The following is a 16,082-nucleotide window of genomic DNA, read 5'->3' as shown; positions in this document are numbered from 1 at the left end:
CATGCGACTCCCTGCCTGGCTCGGCCAGCATCTCGCGGCGCTGCGCGCGCTGCTCGTCATGACCGTCCTCCTCGGACTGGCCTACCCCCTCGCCTTCGTCGCCATCGGCCACATCCCCGGCCTGTCCGCCAAGGCCGGCGGCTCGGTGATCACGGTGGCCGGCACCGCGGTCGGCAGCAGCCTGATCGGCCAGTCCTACACCGACGCCGACGGCAACCCCGACCCGCGCTACTTCCAGAGCCGTCCGTCGGCCGCCGGTGACGGCTACGACCCCACTGCCACGTCGGCCAGCAACCTGGGCCCGGAAAGCGTCGTGGACGCGGACTCGGACAGCCTCCTCACCCAGGTTTGCGCCCGCAGCCTCGCCGTGGGGAAGCTCGAGGGCGTCGACGGCCGGCGGCCCTACTGCACGGCTGATGGGGTGGGCGCTGTGCTCGCCGTCTTTCACCGGGACGGCCTGACCGGGCCGGTGACCCGGGTCGTGTCGGTCAACCAGACCGGTGCTCCGTTCCTCGGCACCTATCAAGGGGTTCTCGTCGAATCGGCCAAGAAGGGGGAGGACTATCAGGCTCTCGGCGGTGTGATTACCCCTATCCGTGGCGACGCCCCGGCCGACCCGCTTGTCCCGGCCGACGCGGTTACGGCCAGTGGAAGCGGCCTCGACCCGGACATCAGTCCCGCGTACGCCTCCTTGCAGGCAGCCCGGATTGCCCGGGAACGCGGGCTGGCTCTGGACCAGGTGCGCAAGCTGATCGGGGAGCACACTGACGGGCGGGCACTCGGTTTCCTCGGCGAGCCGGCCGTGAACGTGCTTTCGCTGAACTTGGCACTCGACGGGCGCTGAATCCTGTGGACAGGAGCGCAAAACTGTCGGACCCCCCTGCTTCACTCGTCCCCACCCAGTACCGGGGTGGGGGCGGTCTGTGGGGGCCGGGGCGCCGGGGTTCTGGGGATCGGAGTCGGCGGCGGCTTGTGGCGTCGGGTGGCGCCGGTCTGTGGAACCGGCGGCTGGCGGCAGCCTGTGGAAGCCGGGCGGGCGGCAGGGTGAGCCCGGCCTCGGACAAACCGATCAGCTGTACGGATTGGGGCGCGGCCGTGGCCGACTGTCGAGGCCGGGGTGGCGGCAGCCTGTCGGGTCGGGTCGGGTCGGGGCTGGGGCTGGGGCTGGGGCTGGCTGCGCCTCGCGCAGGACGCCGCAGCTTGGGAGGGCGGGGTGGCGGCGCTCTGTGCGGGGCCGGAATGCGTCAGTCCGTCCGTCGCAACTTGGCACTCGACGACCGGCGGAGTCTGTGGACAACAGGACGAAATTGTCGGACCCGGCTGCTTCACTCGTCCCCACCCAGTGCCGGGGTGGGGGTGGTCCGTGGCGCCGGGGTGGGGGTGGTCCGTGGCGCCGGGGTGGGGGTGGTCCGTGGCGCCGGGGTGGGGGTGGTCCGTGGCGCCGGGGTGGGGTGGTCTTGGGCTGGCTTGCGGGCCGGAGTGGAAACGGGTTGTGGGGACCGGGGCGGCCACCATCTGCGGGGAGGGATGGCTGCGATCTGCGGAGGCCGGAAAGTGCCAGACCATGGGACTGAAGTACGGCGGTCTCTGGGCCGGGGTGGTGGCGAACCTTCGGGGCCGGCGTGGTCTCTCGGGACGGCGGCGCACGATAGAACGAACCGGCTGGATCGAGTTGATGCACATGCGTTTGCTCAGCGGTGGCGGTTCGAGCGTCACCACTCACGCACGTCGCGCGGGTGGGCCGAGCGTTCTGGGCGCCCCGGCGCCCTGCTCGGCCCGCCCGGGCCCTCGGCGTGAGCGACGGCCTGCACCACCCACCCCGCTACGACATCCGGCCTTTGACCTTGGGGCGGGGAGCGGAACACATGGCCCTCGGAGTGAGCGACGGCCTGCACCACCCACCCGGCTACGACATCCGGTCTTTGACCTTGGGGCGGTGAACGGAACACGGCGTGAGCTCCGGCCGGTCACCATCTACTCCGCTACGACAGCCGGCCTCGAGGAGTAGGAGACATTCCAGGTTCGTGTCTTGTTGAGCGACTTTGTTGAAGAGGGGCCATATGGCACGGGGAGAGCTGCGGATCTTTCTCGGCGCCGCTCCCGGCGTCGGCAAGACCTACACGATGCTGGAGGAAGCGCATCGGCGGGCCGAGCGTGGCACCGATGTGGTGGTCGGGCTGGTGGAGACGCATGGGCGTAAGCACACGCAAGCCATGATGGCCGACCTCGAGGTGTTGCCGCGGCGCGGTGTCGAGTATCGGGGTGCGGAGTTCACCGAGATGGACCTCGATGCTTTGCTGGCGCGCCGGCCGGAGCTGGCGGTCGTCGACGAGCTGGCTCACACGAACGTTCCGGGTTCTCGCAACGAGAAGCGCTGGCAGGACGTCAATGTGTTGCTGGAGGCCGGGATCGACGTGCTGACGACGGTGAACATTCAGCACCTGGAGTCGCTCAACGACGTGGTCGCGCAGATTACGGGGGCTCAGCAGCGCGAGACGGTGCCGGATGCGGTGGTTCGGGCGGCCGAGCAGGTTGAGCTGGTCGACATGACTCCGGAGGCGCTGCGGCGGCGGATGGCTCACGGCAACATCTACAAGCCGGAGAAGATCGACGCTGCGCTGGGCAATTATTTCCGTACGGGGAACCTGACCGCTCTGCGGGAGCTGGCGCTGCTGTGGCTGGCCGACAAGGTCGAGGAACAGCTCGGCAAGTATCGGGCCGACAATCGCATCAGCGCGACCTGGGAGACGCGCGAGCGGATCGTCGTGGCGCTGACCGGCGGGCGTGAGGGAGACACGCTGATCCGGCGGGCCGCGCGGATCGCCGCCCGGGACAAGGGCGCGGACCTGATGGCCGTGCACGTCACCCGCAACGATGGGCTGGCCGGCGCCGACCCGGCCGTGCTGGCCCGGCAGCGGGTGCTGGTGGAGAGCCTGGGCGGCACCTATCACCAGGTGGTGGGGGCGGACGTGCCGCGGGCGCTGCTCGACTTCGCGGGGGCGGTGAACGCGACGCAGATCGTGCTGGGGGCGTCCAGCCGCGGCAAGGTCGCGCAGCTGTTCTCGGCCGGGGTTGGCGTTACCACGACGGCCATGTCGGGTTCGATCGACGTGCATCTGGTGACCCATGAAAGGGCCGCGCAGGGGCGTCGGAGAGGAAGGCTGCCGGCGGCGTTGTCGCGGCGGCGTCGTGTGGCCGGGTTCGTCGTGACTGCCCTGGGGTTGCCGGCGCTGACTGCCGTGCTCGAGGCGGGGCCGTCGCTGTCGCTGACCAACGACATTCTGCTGTTCCTGGCCGCTGTCGTGGGGGTCTCGTTGATCGGCGGGTTGTGGCCGGCGCTGCTGGCTGCGGTCGCGGGATTCCTGTTGCTCAACTGGTTCTTCACGCCGCCGTTCAGCCGGTTCACCATCGCCGAGGGCGACAACCTGCTGGCGCTGGCCATCTTCGTGGTGGTGGCGCTGGCGGTGAGCTGGGTGGTCGACACCGCGGCCCGCAAGACCCGGCAGGCCGCGGCCGCCGCGGCCGACGCGCAGACGCTGGCCACCGTGGCGGGCAGTGTGTTGCGCGGCGAGCGACCGCTGATGGCTCTGCTGGAGCGGCTGCGCGAGACGTTCACGCTCGACTCGGTGACCCTGCTCGACCACGGGGTCGTCGCCGCGCACGTGGGGGAGGCCTGCACCGTGGCCCGGGATGCGGACGTCGAGGTCAAGGTCGACGACGCGATGACCATGCTGCTGCGCGGGCGGCCCCTGGAGGCCTCGGACCGCCGCATCGTGGAGGCGTTCGCCGCTCAGGCCACGGTCGCCCTGCGGCAGGAGCAGCTTGCGGCCGAGGCGGCCACGGCGAAACCGCTGGCCGAGGCCGATCGGATGCGCACCGCCCTGCTGGCCGCGGTCAGCCACGATCTGCGCACCCCGCTGGCGTCGGCCAAGGCCGCGGTGGCCGGGCTGCGCAGCGAGGAGGTGCACTTCGGGGAGGAGGACCGCCGGGAGTTGCTGGCCACCGCCGACGAATCCCTCGACCGTCTCGTCCGGCTGGTGACCAATCTGCTCGACATGAGCCGGTTGCAGGCGGGCGCGCTCGGCGTGAACGCGGTCGACCTGGGGGCGGAGGAGGCGGTGCCGCGAGCCCTGGACGAACTGGGGCCGGACGGGCGCAAGGTCGGGGTGCACATCGCCGACGACCTGCCGCCGGTGCACGCCGATCCGGGTCTGCTGGAACAGATTCTGGTCAACCTGGTCGCCAACGCGTTGCGCCACAGCCCGGCCGGCCATCCGCCGGCCATCACCGCCAGCACGCTCGGCGGCACCCTGGAGCTGCGCGTCATCGACCACGGGCCGGGCATCCCCGAGGACCGCTGGGACGACGTGTTCCTGCCCTTCCAGCGTCTCGGCGACCGGGACAACCACACCGGCGTGGGCCTCGGCCTGGCCCTGTCGCGCGGACTGACCGAGGCGATGGGCGGCACCCTCGTTCCCGAGCACACCCCCGGCGGCGGACTCACGATGATTCTGACGCTCCCCACCGGCCCGGTATTCGGTGGTACGGTATAGCGGTACCCGGTGGTACGAGGTACCGGACGGGAGAGGGGCCGCGGTGGAAGACCTGACCGAGATGCTCAAGGGCACGCTCGAAGGCTGCGTGCTCGAGATCATCAGCCGCGAGGAGACCTACGGGTACGCCATCACGCGCCGGCTGAACGAGCTCGGATTCGCCGACGTCATCGACGGAACGGTGTACACCATTCTGCTGCGGCTGGAACGCAACGGCCTCGTCCAGGTGACGAAACGACCGTCCGAAGTGGGCCCGCCGCGCAAGTTCTACGCGCTCAACGACGCCGGACGGCGGGAGCTGGCGACGTTCTGGGCCAAATGGGAGTACGTCTCCTCGCGCATCGACAAACTGAAGGCGGGTGGGGCATGAGCTTCTGGGAGACCGTTACGGGCAGCGATCTGACCCGGGAATGGAAGGCGTTCGAAACGCGGGCGCAGGCTTTGCCGGCCGACTATCAGGCCGCCTGGGGCCAGATCATCAACCACCTTTTCCCGTACGGGAACTTCACCGGCCGCAACCTGACACCGATCGCCGACGCGGCCCTCGGGCTGCTCGAGGAAGCCTCGGCCGACGGGCAGACCGTTTCGGAAGTGCTCGGTGACGACATCGCCGGCTTCGCCACCGCTCTGGCCGGCGGGGCGGGGGCGCGCGACTACCGCGACCGGTGGCGGGAGCAGCTGAACCGCAATGTCGCCCGCAAACTCGCCCGGCTAGGAGACTGACGTGGGCATTCAGGACATCATCGAGGGCAAGAAGCAGTGGCGGGCGCACGTGGCCCGGGTGAAGGCGCTCCCGCCGGACTATCGGATCGTCTACCAGGAAATGCAGCGCTACCTGTTCAAGGTCGGGCCGATCGACCTGCTCGACGGCAATCTGCTCCCGGGAATCGTCGACTTCTTCGAGGAGGGCGCCGCCTCCGGCCGGCGGGTCCTGGAAGTCACCGGCCCCGACGTCGCCGCCTTCTGCGACGGCCTGATCAAGGATTCGCGCACCTACGCCGACCTCCATCAGAACTCCGCCGGACGATAATCCGACAGTAGCGTGTACGTATAGGTGTGCGTATATTGGGTTCGTGCCCAACAAGACGATCTATGTGTCCGACGACGACCTGCCGGTGTTCCAGCGCGCTCAGGAACTCGCCGGTGGCACCCTGTCGGCGGCCATCGCTGCCGCACTGCGCCGTTACGTCGAGGTCGAGGAGGGCCGGCGAGAGGGCTACGACGACGTCGTCGTCCGGGTCGGGCCCGGGCTCGGCCGCAAGCAACGGTTCTCCGGCATGCTGCTGGCCGAGATGGAGCAGACCGGCAACGAGCGCGATGAGTCTTACCGGGTCTACCGAACGCGAACCGAGAAGTACGTGGTTCACCACCAGCGGTCCGAGGCCCATGTGAACATCGGACCGGACGCCGAGAAGTACCGAACCGGCTGGCGCGCCTGGGTCGGCGACTGGAGCGCCAACCAGTCCTGGACGCACATCCCCGCCCATTCCAGCCTGCGCATCGCCGACGATCTCGACGCGCTGCGCGAATTCATTCCGGCCCAGCTTTACGAGTTGGTTCTCGACGCAGTCAACGAACCGACGATCGAGGATCTCGACATCTGATCCGAGCCTGAAAAACGGGCGAGCCGCCGGCTCGTCCGTCGATCCCACACGTCCCCACATCACGGGCAAGCCGGTGACGGCCGTCCGGCGATGGCCCATGCCTATTGCACAGGAGACGGCACATGGAAGCTGCGAGCCCGGCCATCAGCGTCAACGGATTGCGCAAGTCGTACGGGAAACTCGAAGTGCTCAAGGGTGTGGATTTCCACGTGGCCCGGGGCGGCATCTTCGCCCTGCTGGGGTCGAACGGCGCCGGTAAGACCACCGTCGTGCGGATCCTGTCCACATTGCTCAAGCCTGACGCGGGCACGGCCATGGTGGCCGGGTATGACGTCGTGTCGCAGCCGGTACGGGTGCGCGAGTCGTTCAGTTTGACCGGTCAGTTCGCGGCGGTCGACGAAATCCTGACCGGCCGGGAAAACCTCATCATGGTGGGGCGGCTGCGACGGGTGAAGAACGCCCAGCAGGTCGCCGACAGTTTGCTGGCTCGGTTCAGTTTGGCCGAGGCGGGTGGGCGGCGGGTCGGCACTTATTCCGGGGGAATGCGCCGCCGCCTGGACATTGCGATGAGCCTGATCGGTGACCCACCGGTGATTTTCCTGGACGAGCCGACGACGGGGCTGGATCCGGAGGGGCGGATCGAGGTGTGGAGCGAGATCCAGAAGTTGGCCGGGGGCGGGACGACGGTGCTGCTGACCACCCAATATCTGGAAGAGGCCGAAAAGCTGGCCGATCGGATCGCGATCCTGCATGAGGGCACGATCATCGTGTCCGGCACCCTGGCCGACCTGCGGGCCTTGTTGCCGCCGGCGCAGGTGGAGTACGTCGAACGTCAGCCCACCCTGGAAGAAGTGTTCCTCTCCGTCGTCGGAAAGCAGGCCTGAGTCATGAGCACCCACGTTCTCGGCGACACCAATGTCATGCTTTGCCGGTCCATCAAACACGTCAGCCGCAGCCTCGACACCATCATCACCGTCACGATCATGCCGATCGCGTTCCTGCTGCTGTTCCGGTATGTGTTCGGCGGGGCCATCCAGACCGGCACCGACAACTACGTCAACTATCTGATGCCCGGCGTCCTGCTGATCGCGATCGCCAGCGGGATCTCCTACACCGGGTTCCGGTTGTTCAACGACATGAAAAGCGGCATCTTCGAACGGTTCCACTCGATGCCGATCGCCCGATCCTCGGTGCTGTGGGGCCATGTGCTGACCTCGATGGTGTCCAACGCCATCTCGGTGGTGGTGATCGTGCTGGTCGGTCTGGGTATCGGCTTCCGCACCTCGGCGAATGTGTTCGCCTGGCTGGCGGTGGCGGGGATCCTGGCGGTGTTCACCCTGGCGTTGACGTGGCTGGCCATCGTGGCCGGGTTGAGCGCGTCCACCCCCGACGGGGCATCGGCGTTCTCCTACCCGCTGATCTTCCTGCCGTTCATCAGCTCCGCGTTCGTGCCGACCGAGACGATGCCCGGCCCGGTCCGCGCGTTCGCCGAGAACCAGCCGGTCACCGCGATCGTCAACTCCATCCGCGCCCTGTTCGACCAGCAACCCGTCGGCACCGACATCTGGACCGCCCTGGCCTGGTGCGCCGGCATCCTCGTGGTCGCGTACGGCTTCGCCCTGATGGCCTACAAGAAAAAGATCGCCTGAAAACGAGTCGAGTCACTGCTGGGCGCGCTCGTCGTAGTCGCGCTGGCGGGCCTGGATCTCGGGCGCGTGGGCGACCGTCCAGTCGTAGAGGCGGCCGAACGGCTCGCGCAGGGAGGCGCCGAGCGGTGTCAGCGAGTATTCGACACCGACCGGTGACGTGGGCAGCACGCGACGCTCGATCATCCCGTTGCGTTCCAGCCGGCGCAGGGTCTGGGTGAGGACGCGCTGGGTCACGCCCTCGAGGCGACGCTTGATCTCGTTGAACCGGCGGGGCTCGGCCAGGACCGCCATCGTCATCATCGACCACTTGTCGGCGATCTGGTCGAGGATCGGCCGGCTCGCGCAGTCGGCGCGGAACACGATGTCGTGCTCGGCGATGGCCTGGTAAACGGGCTCGGACGTGACCATGGCGGTATCCTCCGCGATCCCTGGGATGCCTGAAGTGCGTTCTTGACGCCGGTTGGAGCCGGTCGAACACTAGGTATACAGCAGGAACTAAGGTCCTGCCAGATACCTGAGGAGATGCTCATGCGCGACGACGCGTACCCGACGTTGCGGGTCAAGCAGGCGGACGGAGTCGCCCACGTCACGATCGACCACCCGCCGATCAACGTCCTCGGCGTCGCGGTCATGACCGACCTGCGGCGGCTGCTCCACACGCTGGCCGGCGACGAGTCCGTAAGGGTGATCGTGTTCGACAGCGCCGATCCGGACTTCTTCCTCGCCCACGTCGACATGACCGCCACGCCCGAGTCGCTCGCCGGGCTCATGGCCGACTTGCCGGAAGGCGTGAACGTCTTTCAGGCCGTGGGGGAGCAGCTACGCCACCAGCCCCAGGTGACCATCGTCAAGCTCGCCGGCAAGGCGCGCGGCGGCGGAGCCGAGTTCGTCGTGGCCGCCGACATGGCGTTCGCGGCGATCGGCCCCGCCGGCCTCGGCCAGATCGAGGCCCTCATGGGCATCGTCCCCGGCGGAGGCGCCACGCAATATCTGACCGAGCGAGTCGGGCGCAACCGTGCCCTGGAGATCGTGCTCGGCGCCGACCTGTTCGACGCCGAGACCGCCGAACGGTACGGCTGGATCAACCGTGCGGTGCCCGCCGACCAGCTCGACGAGTTCGTCGACCGCCTGGCCCGCAACATCGCCGCCCTGCCGGACGATGTCGTCGCGGCCGCCAAACACGCCATCGTCGCCAGTGACCACGCCGACGGCCTGGCGCGGGAGAACGACGCCTGGGCCGGGCTCGTATTCCGTCCGGCCACGGCAAAGCTCCTGAGCGCCGGCCTCAGCCGCGGGGCCCAGACCCGGGACGGCGAACAAGACCTGGAAGGTCTGTTTCGCGAGCTGAACAGGGCTCAGGACAGCCCCGGCCTCAAGGGCACACCAGTTCGTGCAGCCGGGTGAGCCGCTCCGCCGTGCCTGTGCCGGGCACCGGCCGCAGCAGCAGCATCCGCTGCCGGGACAGCGGACTCAGCATCACCACGCAATCCAGGTGCAGCCGGCCGACCCGTTCGTCGTCCACCCGTTTCGCCGAGCAGTGCAGCACCGAGGAGTCGTGTTCGGCCCAGAACGCGGCGAACTCGGGGCTCACCTCCCGTAGCTGCGCCACCAGGGTCGCCGCCTGGGGATCGCCGTCGCGCTGGGCGACAACGGCGCGGAGGTCGGCCACGTAGGCCCGGCCGGTCTGTGCGTGTTGCTCGGCCGGCTCCAGCGTGAGCCGCCATTCCGGCGAGGTGAACCACCGCCAGACCAGGTTCGCCTCGCGGCCCGGGCGCCCGGCGAGCCGGCCGAACAAGGCCACGTTCAGCGCGTTCTGGGCCACTACGACGCCCAGCTCGTCGGAGATGAACCCGGGCGTGGTCGTCTCGACCGCGGTCAGCACCGAAGCGAGGCCGGGATCGACGAACCCGGACGGCTCCGGGGCCAGCGGTGCCGCCCGGCCGGCCAGGCGGTACAGCTGGGCATGCTGGCCGGGCGTCAACCGCAGCGCCTGCGCCAGCGCCGCCAGCACGGTGGCCGACGGTCTCGACCCCCGGGCCTGCTCCAGTCGTTCGTAGTAGACCATCGAGACGTGGGCCAGGGCCGCGACCTCTTCCCGGCGCAGCCCGGGGGTGCGCCGGCGTCCGCCCGCCCCGGCCGGGGTCAGGGACTCACGCCGCTGCCTCAGGAAGGCGCCGAGCTCGGAAAGGTCGACTGTGTCAGACACGCGGGTCCTTCAGCTCGGTGCGAGTGCCGCCCGGCGGGCGTGGTGCGCGGCGGCGATCGTATCGGCCAGCGCATCCGGGGCGGACAGGAAGGGCGAGTGTGAGGCGTCCAGTTCCACGACGGTGGTGGCGGCTGACGACACGGCGTCGATCTCCTCGGCGAAGCGGCGTTGCAGGGCGGGCGGCACCCCGCGGTCGCCGGTGCAGACGATGTAGGTGTGCGGCACGGAACCGTACCGCTGCGGGGTGATCGTGAGAACCTCGGTCGCGAAGCCGGCCGGGCCGTCCGGGCTCAGCAACGCCGTCGCCGCGTCGGCGGTCGACCGGTCAACATCGTGAAACAGCGCTTCCCGTACGGCGGCATGCCCGGCCCGGTCGCCGGGATCCAGGCGCAACGCCCCGGTGCGTCCCGGGTCGGCCCGCAGCAGGGCGCCGATCTGCGAACCGGCGTTCTCCCGGGTGTCGATGTAGGCGCCCGCGGCCAGACCGCTGACCGGCGCGAACGCCGTGAGGTAGATCAGCTCGGCGAACAGTTCCGGAGCCAGTTCGGCCGCCGCCGTGGCCACGACGCCGCCCATGCTGTGCGCCACGACCACGCACGGCCGCTCGGCGCCGGCCTCCCGGATCTGCGCCACCAGCGTCGCCGCGGCTGACGAAGCGGTGACCGCGGTATGTGGGGACGGCTCGGTGGCGTACGCGGAAGGGTCGAAAGGTCGTGCCCAGCGTGCCTCCGGTGACCCGGCCTGCAGGCCGTGACCCTCAAGGTCGACGGCGATCGAGGGCACGCCGCGGGCGGCGAGCGCCCGGGTCACCCGGCTCCAGCACCAGCTTCCGTGCCACATTCCGTGCACCAGCACGACAGGATTCAAATCCAACATGATCAACGACGGTAGGGCCGGGCGGGCCGGACAACCACGTACGGGAAGTACGGGGATCCGGAGCCGATGACGAGCCGGCGTCGCGTCAGGGCTGGTTCTGTTCGATGACCTGGGCGGCGGCATCGGTCAGCGAACCACCGGCCGCGGCGGCTCGCTCACAAAGGATCCGGTAGCCGTGCTCGTTCGGCTCGCCGGCGGACAGGACGGCCACCGCTCGCTGGATCATGGCGCGTAAGGCCACGGCGCTGATGAGGCCGGCGGTCAGTTCGCGGCCGCCGGCTTCCAGCGCGTCGTAGTCCCAGCGGTCGGAAGAGTCCGGTTCGAAGGCGGCCCAGACCGCGGTGGTCAGCGTCGACAGGGTGCCCATCCGGCGGCTGTAGAGATTGAGCGACGCGATCGTCGTGCCGGAGCCGGCGAACAGGGGGATCGAGAGAGACGTCCGCAGGCCGAACCGGGCTGCGGTGCCCCGGAAACCCCGCCAGGTGATCGTGGCAGCGATGTCCGGCACCGCGGCCGGATACTGTGCCTCGAGGGCTTCGAGGCAGGGTCCGGCCTTGTCGTCGTACTGTGCCTGGTCGACCGCGGCGGCGAGATCGCTGCTGGCCGCGACGGTGGCGTACCCGCCCTCATGCCGGCTGGTCACCGACGCGCAGTCGGCCGCTGTGATCAGCTTAGCGGCCAGCTGAGCGACAACGATCAGATCGGTCCGGATGCGGAGGCTGTCGTCCGGTGTGCCGGCCAGCGCCAGCAATCGATCTTGTAGCAAACCGGTCGGGGGCGCCACAGCCGCGGGATCGTCCTCATGCGCCCTCATCGCGCGTGCTTACCACGATGATCTCCACCTAAACGCCCTGCCAATACCGTCCGGAGGGCGCCACCACGTGGAATGGGGAGGTATCCGGTTTGAGCCGGAGCGTGGGAAGACTCTGCGGAGGAGGCAGCGTGAAGGAATGAACCGGACGGCTATTGGGACGAGAAGCAGCAGGGTCGAGCCGCCGGGTCATTCCTGGCCGGCTTTCGGCTCGGTGCTGCCCGGTTGCGCCGGTGGCGGCGCAGCATCCTCCTCGGCCAGCGACTCCGCGGCTTCCCGGAGGGCGGCCGCGGCGGCTTCGGCGGCCGCCTGCTCGACCGGCACGCTTTCCGCGGCATCGCGCTGCAGGGGACGGGCAGCCCGTGGATCGGGGTTGGCCAGATGCGCCGCCGCGTCGGTCGCGGCTTCCGCGGCGACGTCCATCATCCGCCGGACCGCCTGCCGGGAACGATCGGTGACCAGCGGGAGGGTCTGCTCGGCGGCGCCCACGACCCGCCGCGCGGCCCGCCGCGGTCCCTCGGTCAGCGACGGCGGACGCCACGGCTCGGCCGCCGGACGTACCGCCGCCTCGATCTCGACCCGTAGCCGGTCCACCGCGGCCAGCAGCGCGCCGTGCTGCTGCCAGGCCGCGGCGTCGGCGTGCGGGTCGACCAGCAGCAGCCGGCCCAGCAACTCGCGTCGCTGGTGCAGCTCGTCCAGCTGCTCGGCCACGCGGGCGCGGGTGACCTCGACCGGCTCACCGCCCGCGGCGACCGCGGCCACGCCGTCCAGGGCCGCCGCGGCGGCGTCGAGCACATCGGCGAAAGCCAGGCGGGCGGCCGGGGGATAGACCTCCGCCTCCAGGTCCGGCGGCAGATAGAACGTCCGATCGAAGATCTCCCGGCACAGGGTGCGGACGACGATCGTGCAGTATTCGATCGCGGTGAGGGCTGTGCGCAGGCGGGGCTGCGCCACGCGGACCTCGAGGCCGCGTGGGTTGAGCACGGCACTCTGCTCGGCCCGGATTACCGATTGGCCGGCCTCCAGCACCGAGGTGCTCAGGCCCCGGGCCGCGGTGAGCCAGTCCTGCGCGGCCTGCCGCGACCAGCCGGCGCGCAGTTGCGTGGCCAGTGACCGCAGGAAATCCCCGAGCCGGGTGGCCAGGCCGGCCACCGCCGAGCCGGCCGATGCCACATGCACCGGGGGCACGATCGCGAAGTTCACCGTGATGCCGATCGCCGCGCCGATGAGCGTCTCGTACACCCGGCCGGCCGCTGCCTGCGGCGCCGCCGCCCCGCCGACCGCCAGGACGAGCATCGCGCTGATCGGCACCTCGAGGGTGTGCGGCCCCAGACGGAGGAGCTGCCCGAGTACGAGACTGACGCCCACCACGACCCCGAGGCTCCACCAGCTCAGCCCGGCGACGGTGGCCAGACCGACCGCGATCAGGACGCCGGCCAGCACACTCAGGACGCGCTGGAGTCCTTCGGCGACCGTCTGGTACACCGTCACCTGCACCACCAGGATGGCGGTCAGCGGGGCGAGGATCGGCGACGGTGTCGTGTTCAGCAGGTCGGCGGCGACGTAGGACAACACCGCCGCGAGCGTGACCTTGGCGGTTCGGAGCCCGGGGATCCGGCCCCACCGGGCCAGGACAGCCGTCCACGGGTGGCGCATGTAGGTGGTCAGCCTCATCGCTCCTCCTCGTCGGGCTGAGCCATACCCGGCTGGTGGCGCCCGCGACGTGTCCGCCTAACCAGCATGCCATCCGGTTTCGTCCGGCCCGAGGCCCCGCACGCGCGAGATCGTGCCGCCGGCGGGCCGCCACGAGGCAGACGAGCCGATTTCACCGTATCGGCCGAATGCCGGTTTCAGGGGAATCGCGGCGGGTAGGCCCGATCTGGACCCGACGCGCCTCGCAGCCGGGCCAGGAACCGGCTCCGGGCCGATGGTGCGGAGCGTACGTAAAAGGAGGATCCATGGAATTGACGGCCACGACAACCATTCGCAAACCCGCGTCGGAGGTGTACGCGTTCTGGCGAAATCTGGAGAACCTCCCCACGTTCATGGCGCACCTCGAGCAGGTCCGCACCACCGGTGACCGGACGAGCCACTGGTCCGCCGCCGCCCCGTTCGGCAAGAGCGTGGAGTGGGACGCGGAGATCACCGAGGAGGCGCCGGGCGAGAGGATCGGGTGGCGTTCGACCGGCAATGCCGACGTGCCCAACGCGGGGACGGTCCGGTTCGAGCCCGCTCCCGACGGGGTGAGCACCGAGGTGCACGTCGTGCTCGTGTACGAGATCCCGGGCGGCGCGGTCGGCAAAGCGGTCGCCAAGTACTTCGGCGAGGAACCCCACCAGCAGCTCGACGACGACCTGCGCCGGCTCAAGCAGGTCTTGGAGACCGGCGAGGTGGTCCGCTCAGACGGGGCGCCGTGGGGCAAACGGGCCCGCAAAGAATTCCCGCAGCGTCCGGCCCAGCCGTTGTCGGACTCCGAGCTCGAGAAGGGAGCGGACGCATGAGGGCCAACACCTGGGCCGGCCGCAACAAGGTCGAGGTTCGCGACGTGCCGGACCCGAAGATCCTGAACAACCGCGATGCGATCGTGCGGATCACCTCGACGGCGATCTGCGGGTCGGACCTGCACCTGGTCGACGGGTACGTGCCGACCATGCAGGACGGTGACATCCTGGGTCACGAGTTCATGGGCGAGGTTGTCGAGGTCGGGTCAGGGGTGTCCGCGGACAAGCTGCGGGTCGGCGACCGGATTGTCGTGCCGTTCCCGATCGCCTGTGGCGCGTGCGCCGCCTGCGCCGCCGAGCTGTACTCCTGCTGCGAGAACACCAACCCCAACGCCGGGATCGCCGAGAAGATGTTCGGCCATCCGGTCGCCGGCATCTTCGGATACTCGCATCTGACCGGCGGCTTCGCGGGCGGCCAGGCGCAGTACGCGCGGGTGCCGTTCGCCGACGTCGGCCCGCTGAAGATCGAATCGGACCTGAGCGACGAGCAGGTGCTGTTCCTGTCCGACATCCTGCCCACCGGCTACATGGGCGCCGAGATGTGCGACATCCAGCCCAGCGACGTGGTGGCGGTCTGGGGCGCGGGCCCGGTCGGCCAGTTCGCCATGGACAGCGCCCGGGTGCTCGGCGCCGCGAAGGTCATCGCTATCGACAAGGAGCCGTACCGGCTGCGGATGGCCGAACAGGCCGGCCACATCCCGGTGAACTTCGACGAGGTCGACGTGCGGTCGACACTGCTCGAGCTGACCGGCGGCCGGGGACCCGACAAGTGCATCGACGCGGTCGGCCTGGAAGCCACCCACGGCAGTGCCCACATCGCCGCGTACGACCGGGTCAAGCAGGCGGTGCGGTCGGAGACCGAACGTCCGCACGCGTTGCGCCAGGCGATCCTGTCGTGCCGCAGCGGCGGCGTGGTCTCGGTGATCGGCGTCTACGGCGGCCTGCTGGACAAGTTCCCGGCCGGCGCCTGGATGAACCGGGCCCTGACCCTGCGGACCGGGCAGTGCCACGTGCAGCGCTACATGAAGCCGCTGCTGCAGCGCATCGAACGCGGGGAGATCGACCCGACCCGCATCATCACCCACCGGCTGCCGCTCAACGAAGCGGAGCGCGGCTTCGAGATGTTCAAGAACAAGCAGGACGACTGCGAGAAGGTCGTCCTCAAACCCTGACGGCCTGCCGGGCGGCACTGGACCTCCACCCATGAGCAATCATGTGGGATGGACGGGCAGCGCCGCCCAGAGCACCGACTCGTGACCGTCCGGCAGGTGCCCCCAGTGGTCGGCCATGGTGTCGATGACGAGGGTCTCGAGGGCGGCGGACTGCTCGTCCGGCCGATCCAGGGCGGCCGCGCTGCCGGCACGGACCCATAGGTAGAGGACGTCTCGATCCAACAGCGCCACGACCGTCATCATGGTTGACGCCTGCCGGATGGCCCGGGTGATCAGCTCACTGGCGACCAGCGTCGCTGGGCCGGTGAGGTGGGTCAGACCCCAGGTCAGGCAGGCGCCGGTGACCATGTCCCGGATGCGTCTCGCCGAGCCGGAGGTCGGCAGGGCCTGTTCGACGAACGACGGCGACCTCAGCAGCCCCATGGTGAGTGCTTCCCGGGCCCGGGCGTATCGGCGCGTGAGCGCTGCGCTCCGGCCCAGCCGATGGCGGCGCACGGTGACATCGACGGGCGGGTCACCACTCAGCAGTACCGTCGTTCCCGACGCCATACTGCCGGAGTAGGCCGTCAAGGACCGGCTGATGACGACGATCCTGTCCGACGCCGACATGTCGGGCAGGTCGAGGATCAGGCAGCTCGGTCGCCGAGCGAGACGACGCCTCAGCATCGTATGCAGTGCGACTATGGAATCCGCGTCCGGTGTGCCGTGGA

17 protein-coding genes are annotated in these 16,082 nt (G+C 69.7%); 11 read left to right on the top strand and 6 right to left on the bottom strand.

The annotated features are described in order from the left end of the window. The first annotated feature begins 1 nt into the window (after position 1). From ACZ3I4_RS44325 to ACZ3I4_RS44290, 8 genes are all read left to right on the top strand, one after another. Positions 2-844 (top strand): potassium-transporting ATPase subunit C, encoded by an 843-nt coding sequence (locus ACZ3I4_RS44325; RefSeq protein WP_465388171.1) that lies wholly within the window; start codon positions 2-4, stop codon positions 842-844. A 1,216-nt stretch (positions 845-2,060) separates the two neighbouring features. Next, positions 2,061-4,553 carry a DUF4118 domain-containing protein gene (locus tag ACZ3I4_RS44320; RefSeq protein WP_465388170.1) on the top strand — a complete coding sequence of 831 codons (2,493 nt, stop codon included), beginning with the start codon at positions 2,061-2,063 and terminating at the stop codon, positions 4,551-4,553. A 43-nt stretch (positions 4,554-4,596) separates the two neighbouring features. Further along, positions 4,597-4,923 carry a PadR family transcriptional regulator gene (locus ACZ3I4_RS44315; protein WP_465388169.1) on the top strand — a complete coding sequence of 109 codons (327 nt, stop codon included), beginning with the start codon at positions 4,597-4,599 and terminating at the stop codon, positions 4,921-4,923. After that, on the top strand, positions 4,920-5,276 hold the full coding sequence (locus ACZ3I4_RS44310; RefSeq protein WP_465388168.1) for a DUF1048 domain-containing protein: 357 nt from the start codon (positions 4,920-4,922) through the stop codon (positions 5,274-5,276). The genes ACZ3I4_RS44315 and ACZ3I4_RS44310 overlap by 4 nt, the downstream gene beginning before the upstream one ends. Before the next feature lies 1 nt (position 5,277). Further along, complete coding sequence (locus ACZ3I4_RS44305) at positions 5,278-5,583, top strand: DUF1048 domain-containing protein (protein ID WP_465388167.1); 306 nt, start codon at positions 5,278-5,280, stop codon at positions 5,581-5,583. A 43-nt stretch (positions 5,584-5,626) separates the two neighbouring features. After that, a complete protein-coding gene (locus tag ACZ3I4_RS44300) occupies positions 5,627-6,157 on the top strand; it encodes an EXLDI protein (protein ID WP_465388166.1) in 531 nt (176 codons plus the stop codon). A 122-nt stretch (positions 6,158-6,279) separates the two neighbouring features. Then, on the top strand, positions 6,280-7,041 hold the full coding sequence (locus ACZ3I4_RS44295) for an ABC transporter ATP-binding protein (protein WP_465388165.1): 762 nt from the start codon (positions 6,280-6,282) through the stop codon (positions 7,039-7,041). A gap of 3 nt (positions 7,042-7,044) precedes the next feature. Continuing rightward, positions 7,045-7,806: an ABC transporter permease gene (locus ACZ3I4_RS44290; RefSeq protein WP_465388164.1), complete on the top strand. Its 762-nt coding sequence runs from the start codon at positions 7,045-7,047 to the stop codon at positions 7,804-7,806. A gap of 12 nt (positions 7,807-7,818) precedes the next feature. Here the strand turns inward: ACZ3I4_RS44290 and ACZ3I4_RS44285 are convergent, their stop codons facing one another. Continuing rightward, on the bottom strand, positions 7,819-8,214 hold the full coding sequence (locus ACZ3I4_RS44285; protein ID WP_465388163.1) for a winged helix-turn-helix transcriptional regulator: 396 nt from the start codon (positions 8,212-8,214) through the stop codon (positions 7,819-7,821). Positions 8,215-8,334: 120 nt separating this feature from the next. On the opposite strand from ACZ3I4_RS44285, the gene ACZ3I4_RS44280 reads away from it, so the two are divergent. Further along, positions 8,335-9,210 (top strand): enoyl-CoA hydratase/isomerase family protein, encoded by an 876-nt coding sequence (locus ACZ3I4_RS44280; RefSeq protein ID WP_465388162.1) that lies wholly within the window; start codon positions 8,335-8,337, stop codon positions 9,208-9,210. Here ACZ3I4_RS44280 and ACZ3I4_RS44275 read toward each other — a convergent pair. From ACZ3I4_RS44275 to ACZ3I4_RS44260, 4 genes are all read right to left on the bottom strand, one after another. Further along, positions 9,179-10,012: a helix-turn-helix transcriptional regulator gene (locus tag ACZ3I4_RS44275; RefSeq protein WP_465388161.1), complete on the bottom strand. Its 834-nt coding sequence runs from the start codon at positions 10,010-10,012 to the stop codon at positions 9,179-9,181. The genes ACZ3I4_RS44280 and ACZ3I4_RS44275 overlap by 32 nt on opposite strands. 9 nt (positions 10,013-10,021) lie before the next feature. Next, positions 10,022-10,888 (bottom strand): alpha/beta fold hydrolase, encoded by an 867-nt coding sequence (locus ACZ3I4_RS44270; protein WP_465388160.1) that lies wholly within the window; start codon positions 10,886-10,888, stop codon positions 10,022-10,024. Positions 10,889-10,973: 85 nt separating this feature from the next. Further along, complete coding sequence (locus tag ACZ3I4_RS44265; protein WP_465388159.1) at positions 10,974-11,702, bottom strand: GAF domain-containing protein; 729 nt, start codon at positions 11,700-11,702, stop codon at positions 10,974-10,976. A 186-nt stretch (positions 11,703-11,888) separates the two neighbouring features. Continuing rightward, positions 11,889-13,373, bottom strand: a complete 1,485-nt coding sequence (locus ACZ3I4_RS44260; protein ID WP_465388158.1) for an FUSC family protein — start codon at positions 13,371-13,373, stop codon at positions 11,889-11,891. A 284-nt stretch (positions 13,374-13,657) separates the two neighbouring features. Here ACZ3I4_RS44260 and ACZ3I4_RS44255 point away from each other — a divergent pair, with 284 nt between their 5' ends. Together ACZ3I4_RS44255 and ACZ3I4_RS44250 are read left to right on the top strand one after the other, a co-directional pair. Next, complete coding sequence (locus ACZ3I4_RS44255) at positions 13,658-14,200, top strand: SRPBCC family protein (RefSeq protein WP_465388157.1); 543 nt, start codon at positions 13,658-13,660, stop codon at positions 14,198-14,200. Then, positions 14,197-15,372: a zinc-dependent alcohol dehydrogenase gene (locus ACZ3I4_RS44250; RefSeq protein ID WP_465388156.1), complete on the top strand. Its 1,176-nt coding sequence runs from the start codon at positions 14,197-14,199 to the stop codon at positions 15,370-15,372. The genes ACZ3I4_RS44255 and ACZ3I4_RS44250 overlap by 4 nt, the downstream gene beginning before the upstream one ends. 39 nt (positions 15,373-15,411) lie before the next feature. Here ACZ3I4_RS44250 and ACZ3I4_RS44245 read toward each other — a convergent pair whose 3' ends face one another. Continuing rightward, positions 15,412-16,038: a hypothetical protein gene (locus ACZ3I4_RS44245; RefSeq protein ID WP_465388155.1), complete on the bottom strand. Its 627-nt coding sequence runs from the start codon at positions 16,036-16,038 to the stop codon at positions 15,412-15,414. Between the last annotated feature and the right edge of the window lie 44 nt (positions 16,039-16,082).

It is taken from the genome of Actinoplanes sp. NPDC021490 (genome assembly GCF_055562135.1).
The sequence above is the reverse complement of the archived record's forward strand: the minus strand, read 5'-3'. Positions and strand labels throughout refer to the sequence as shown.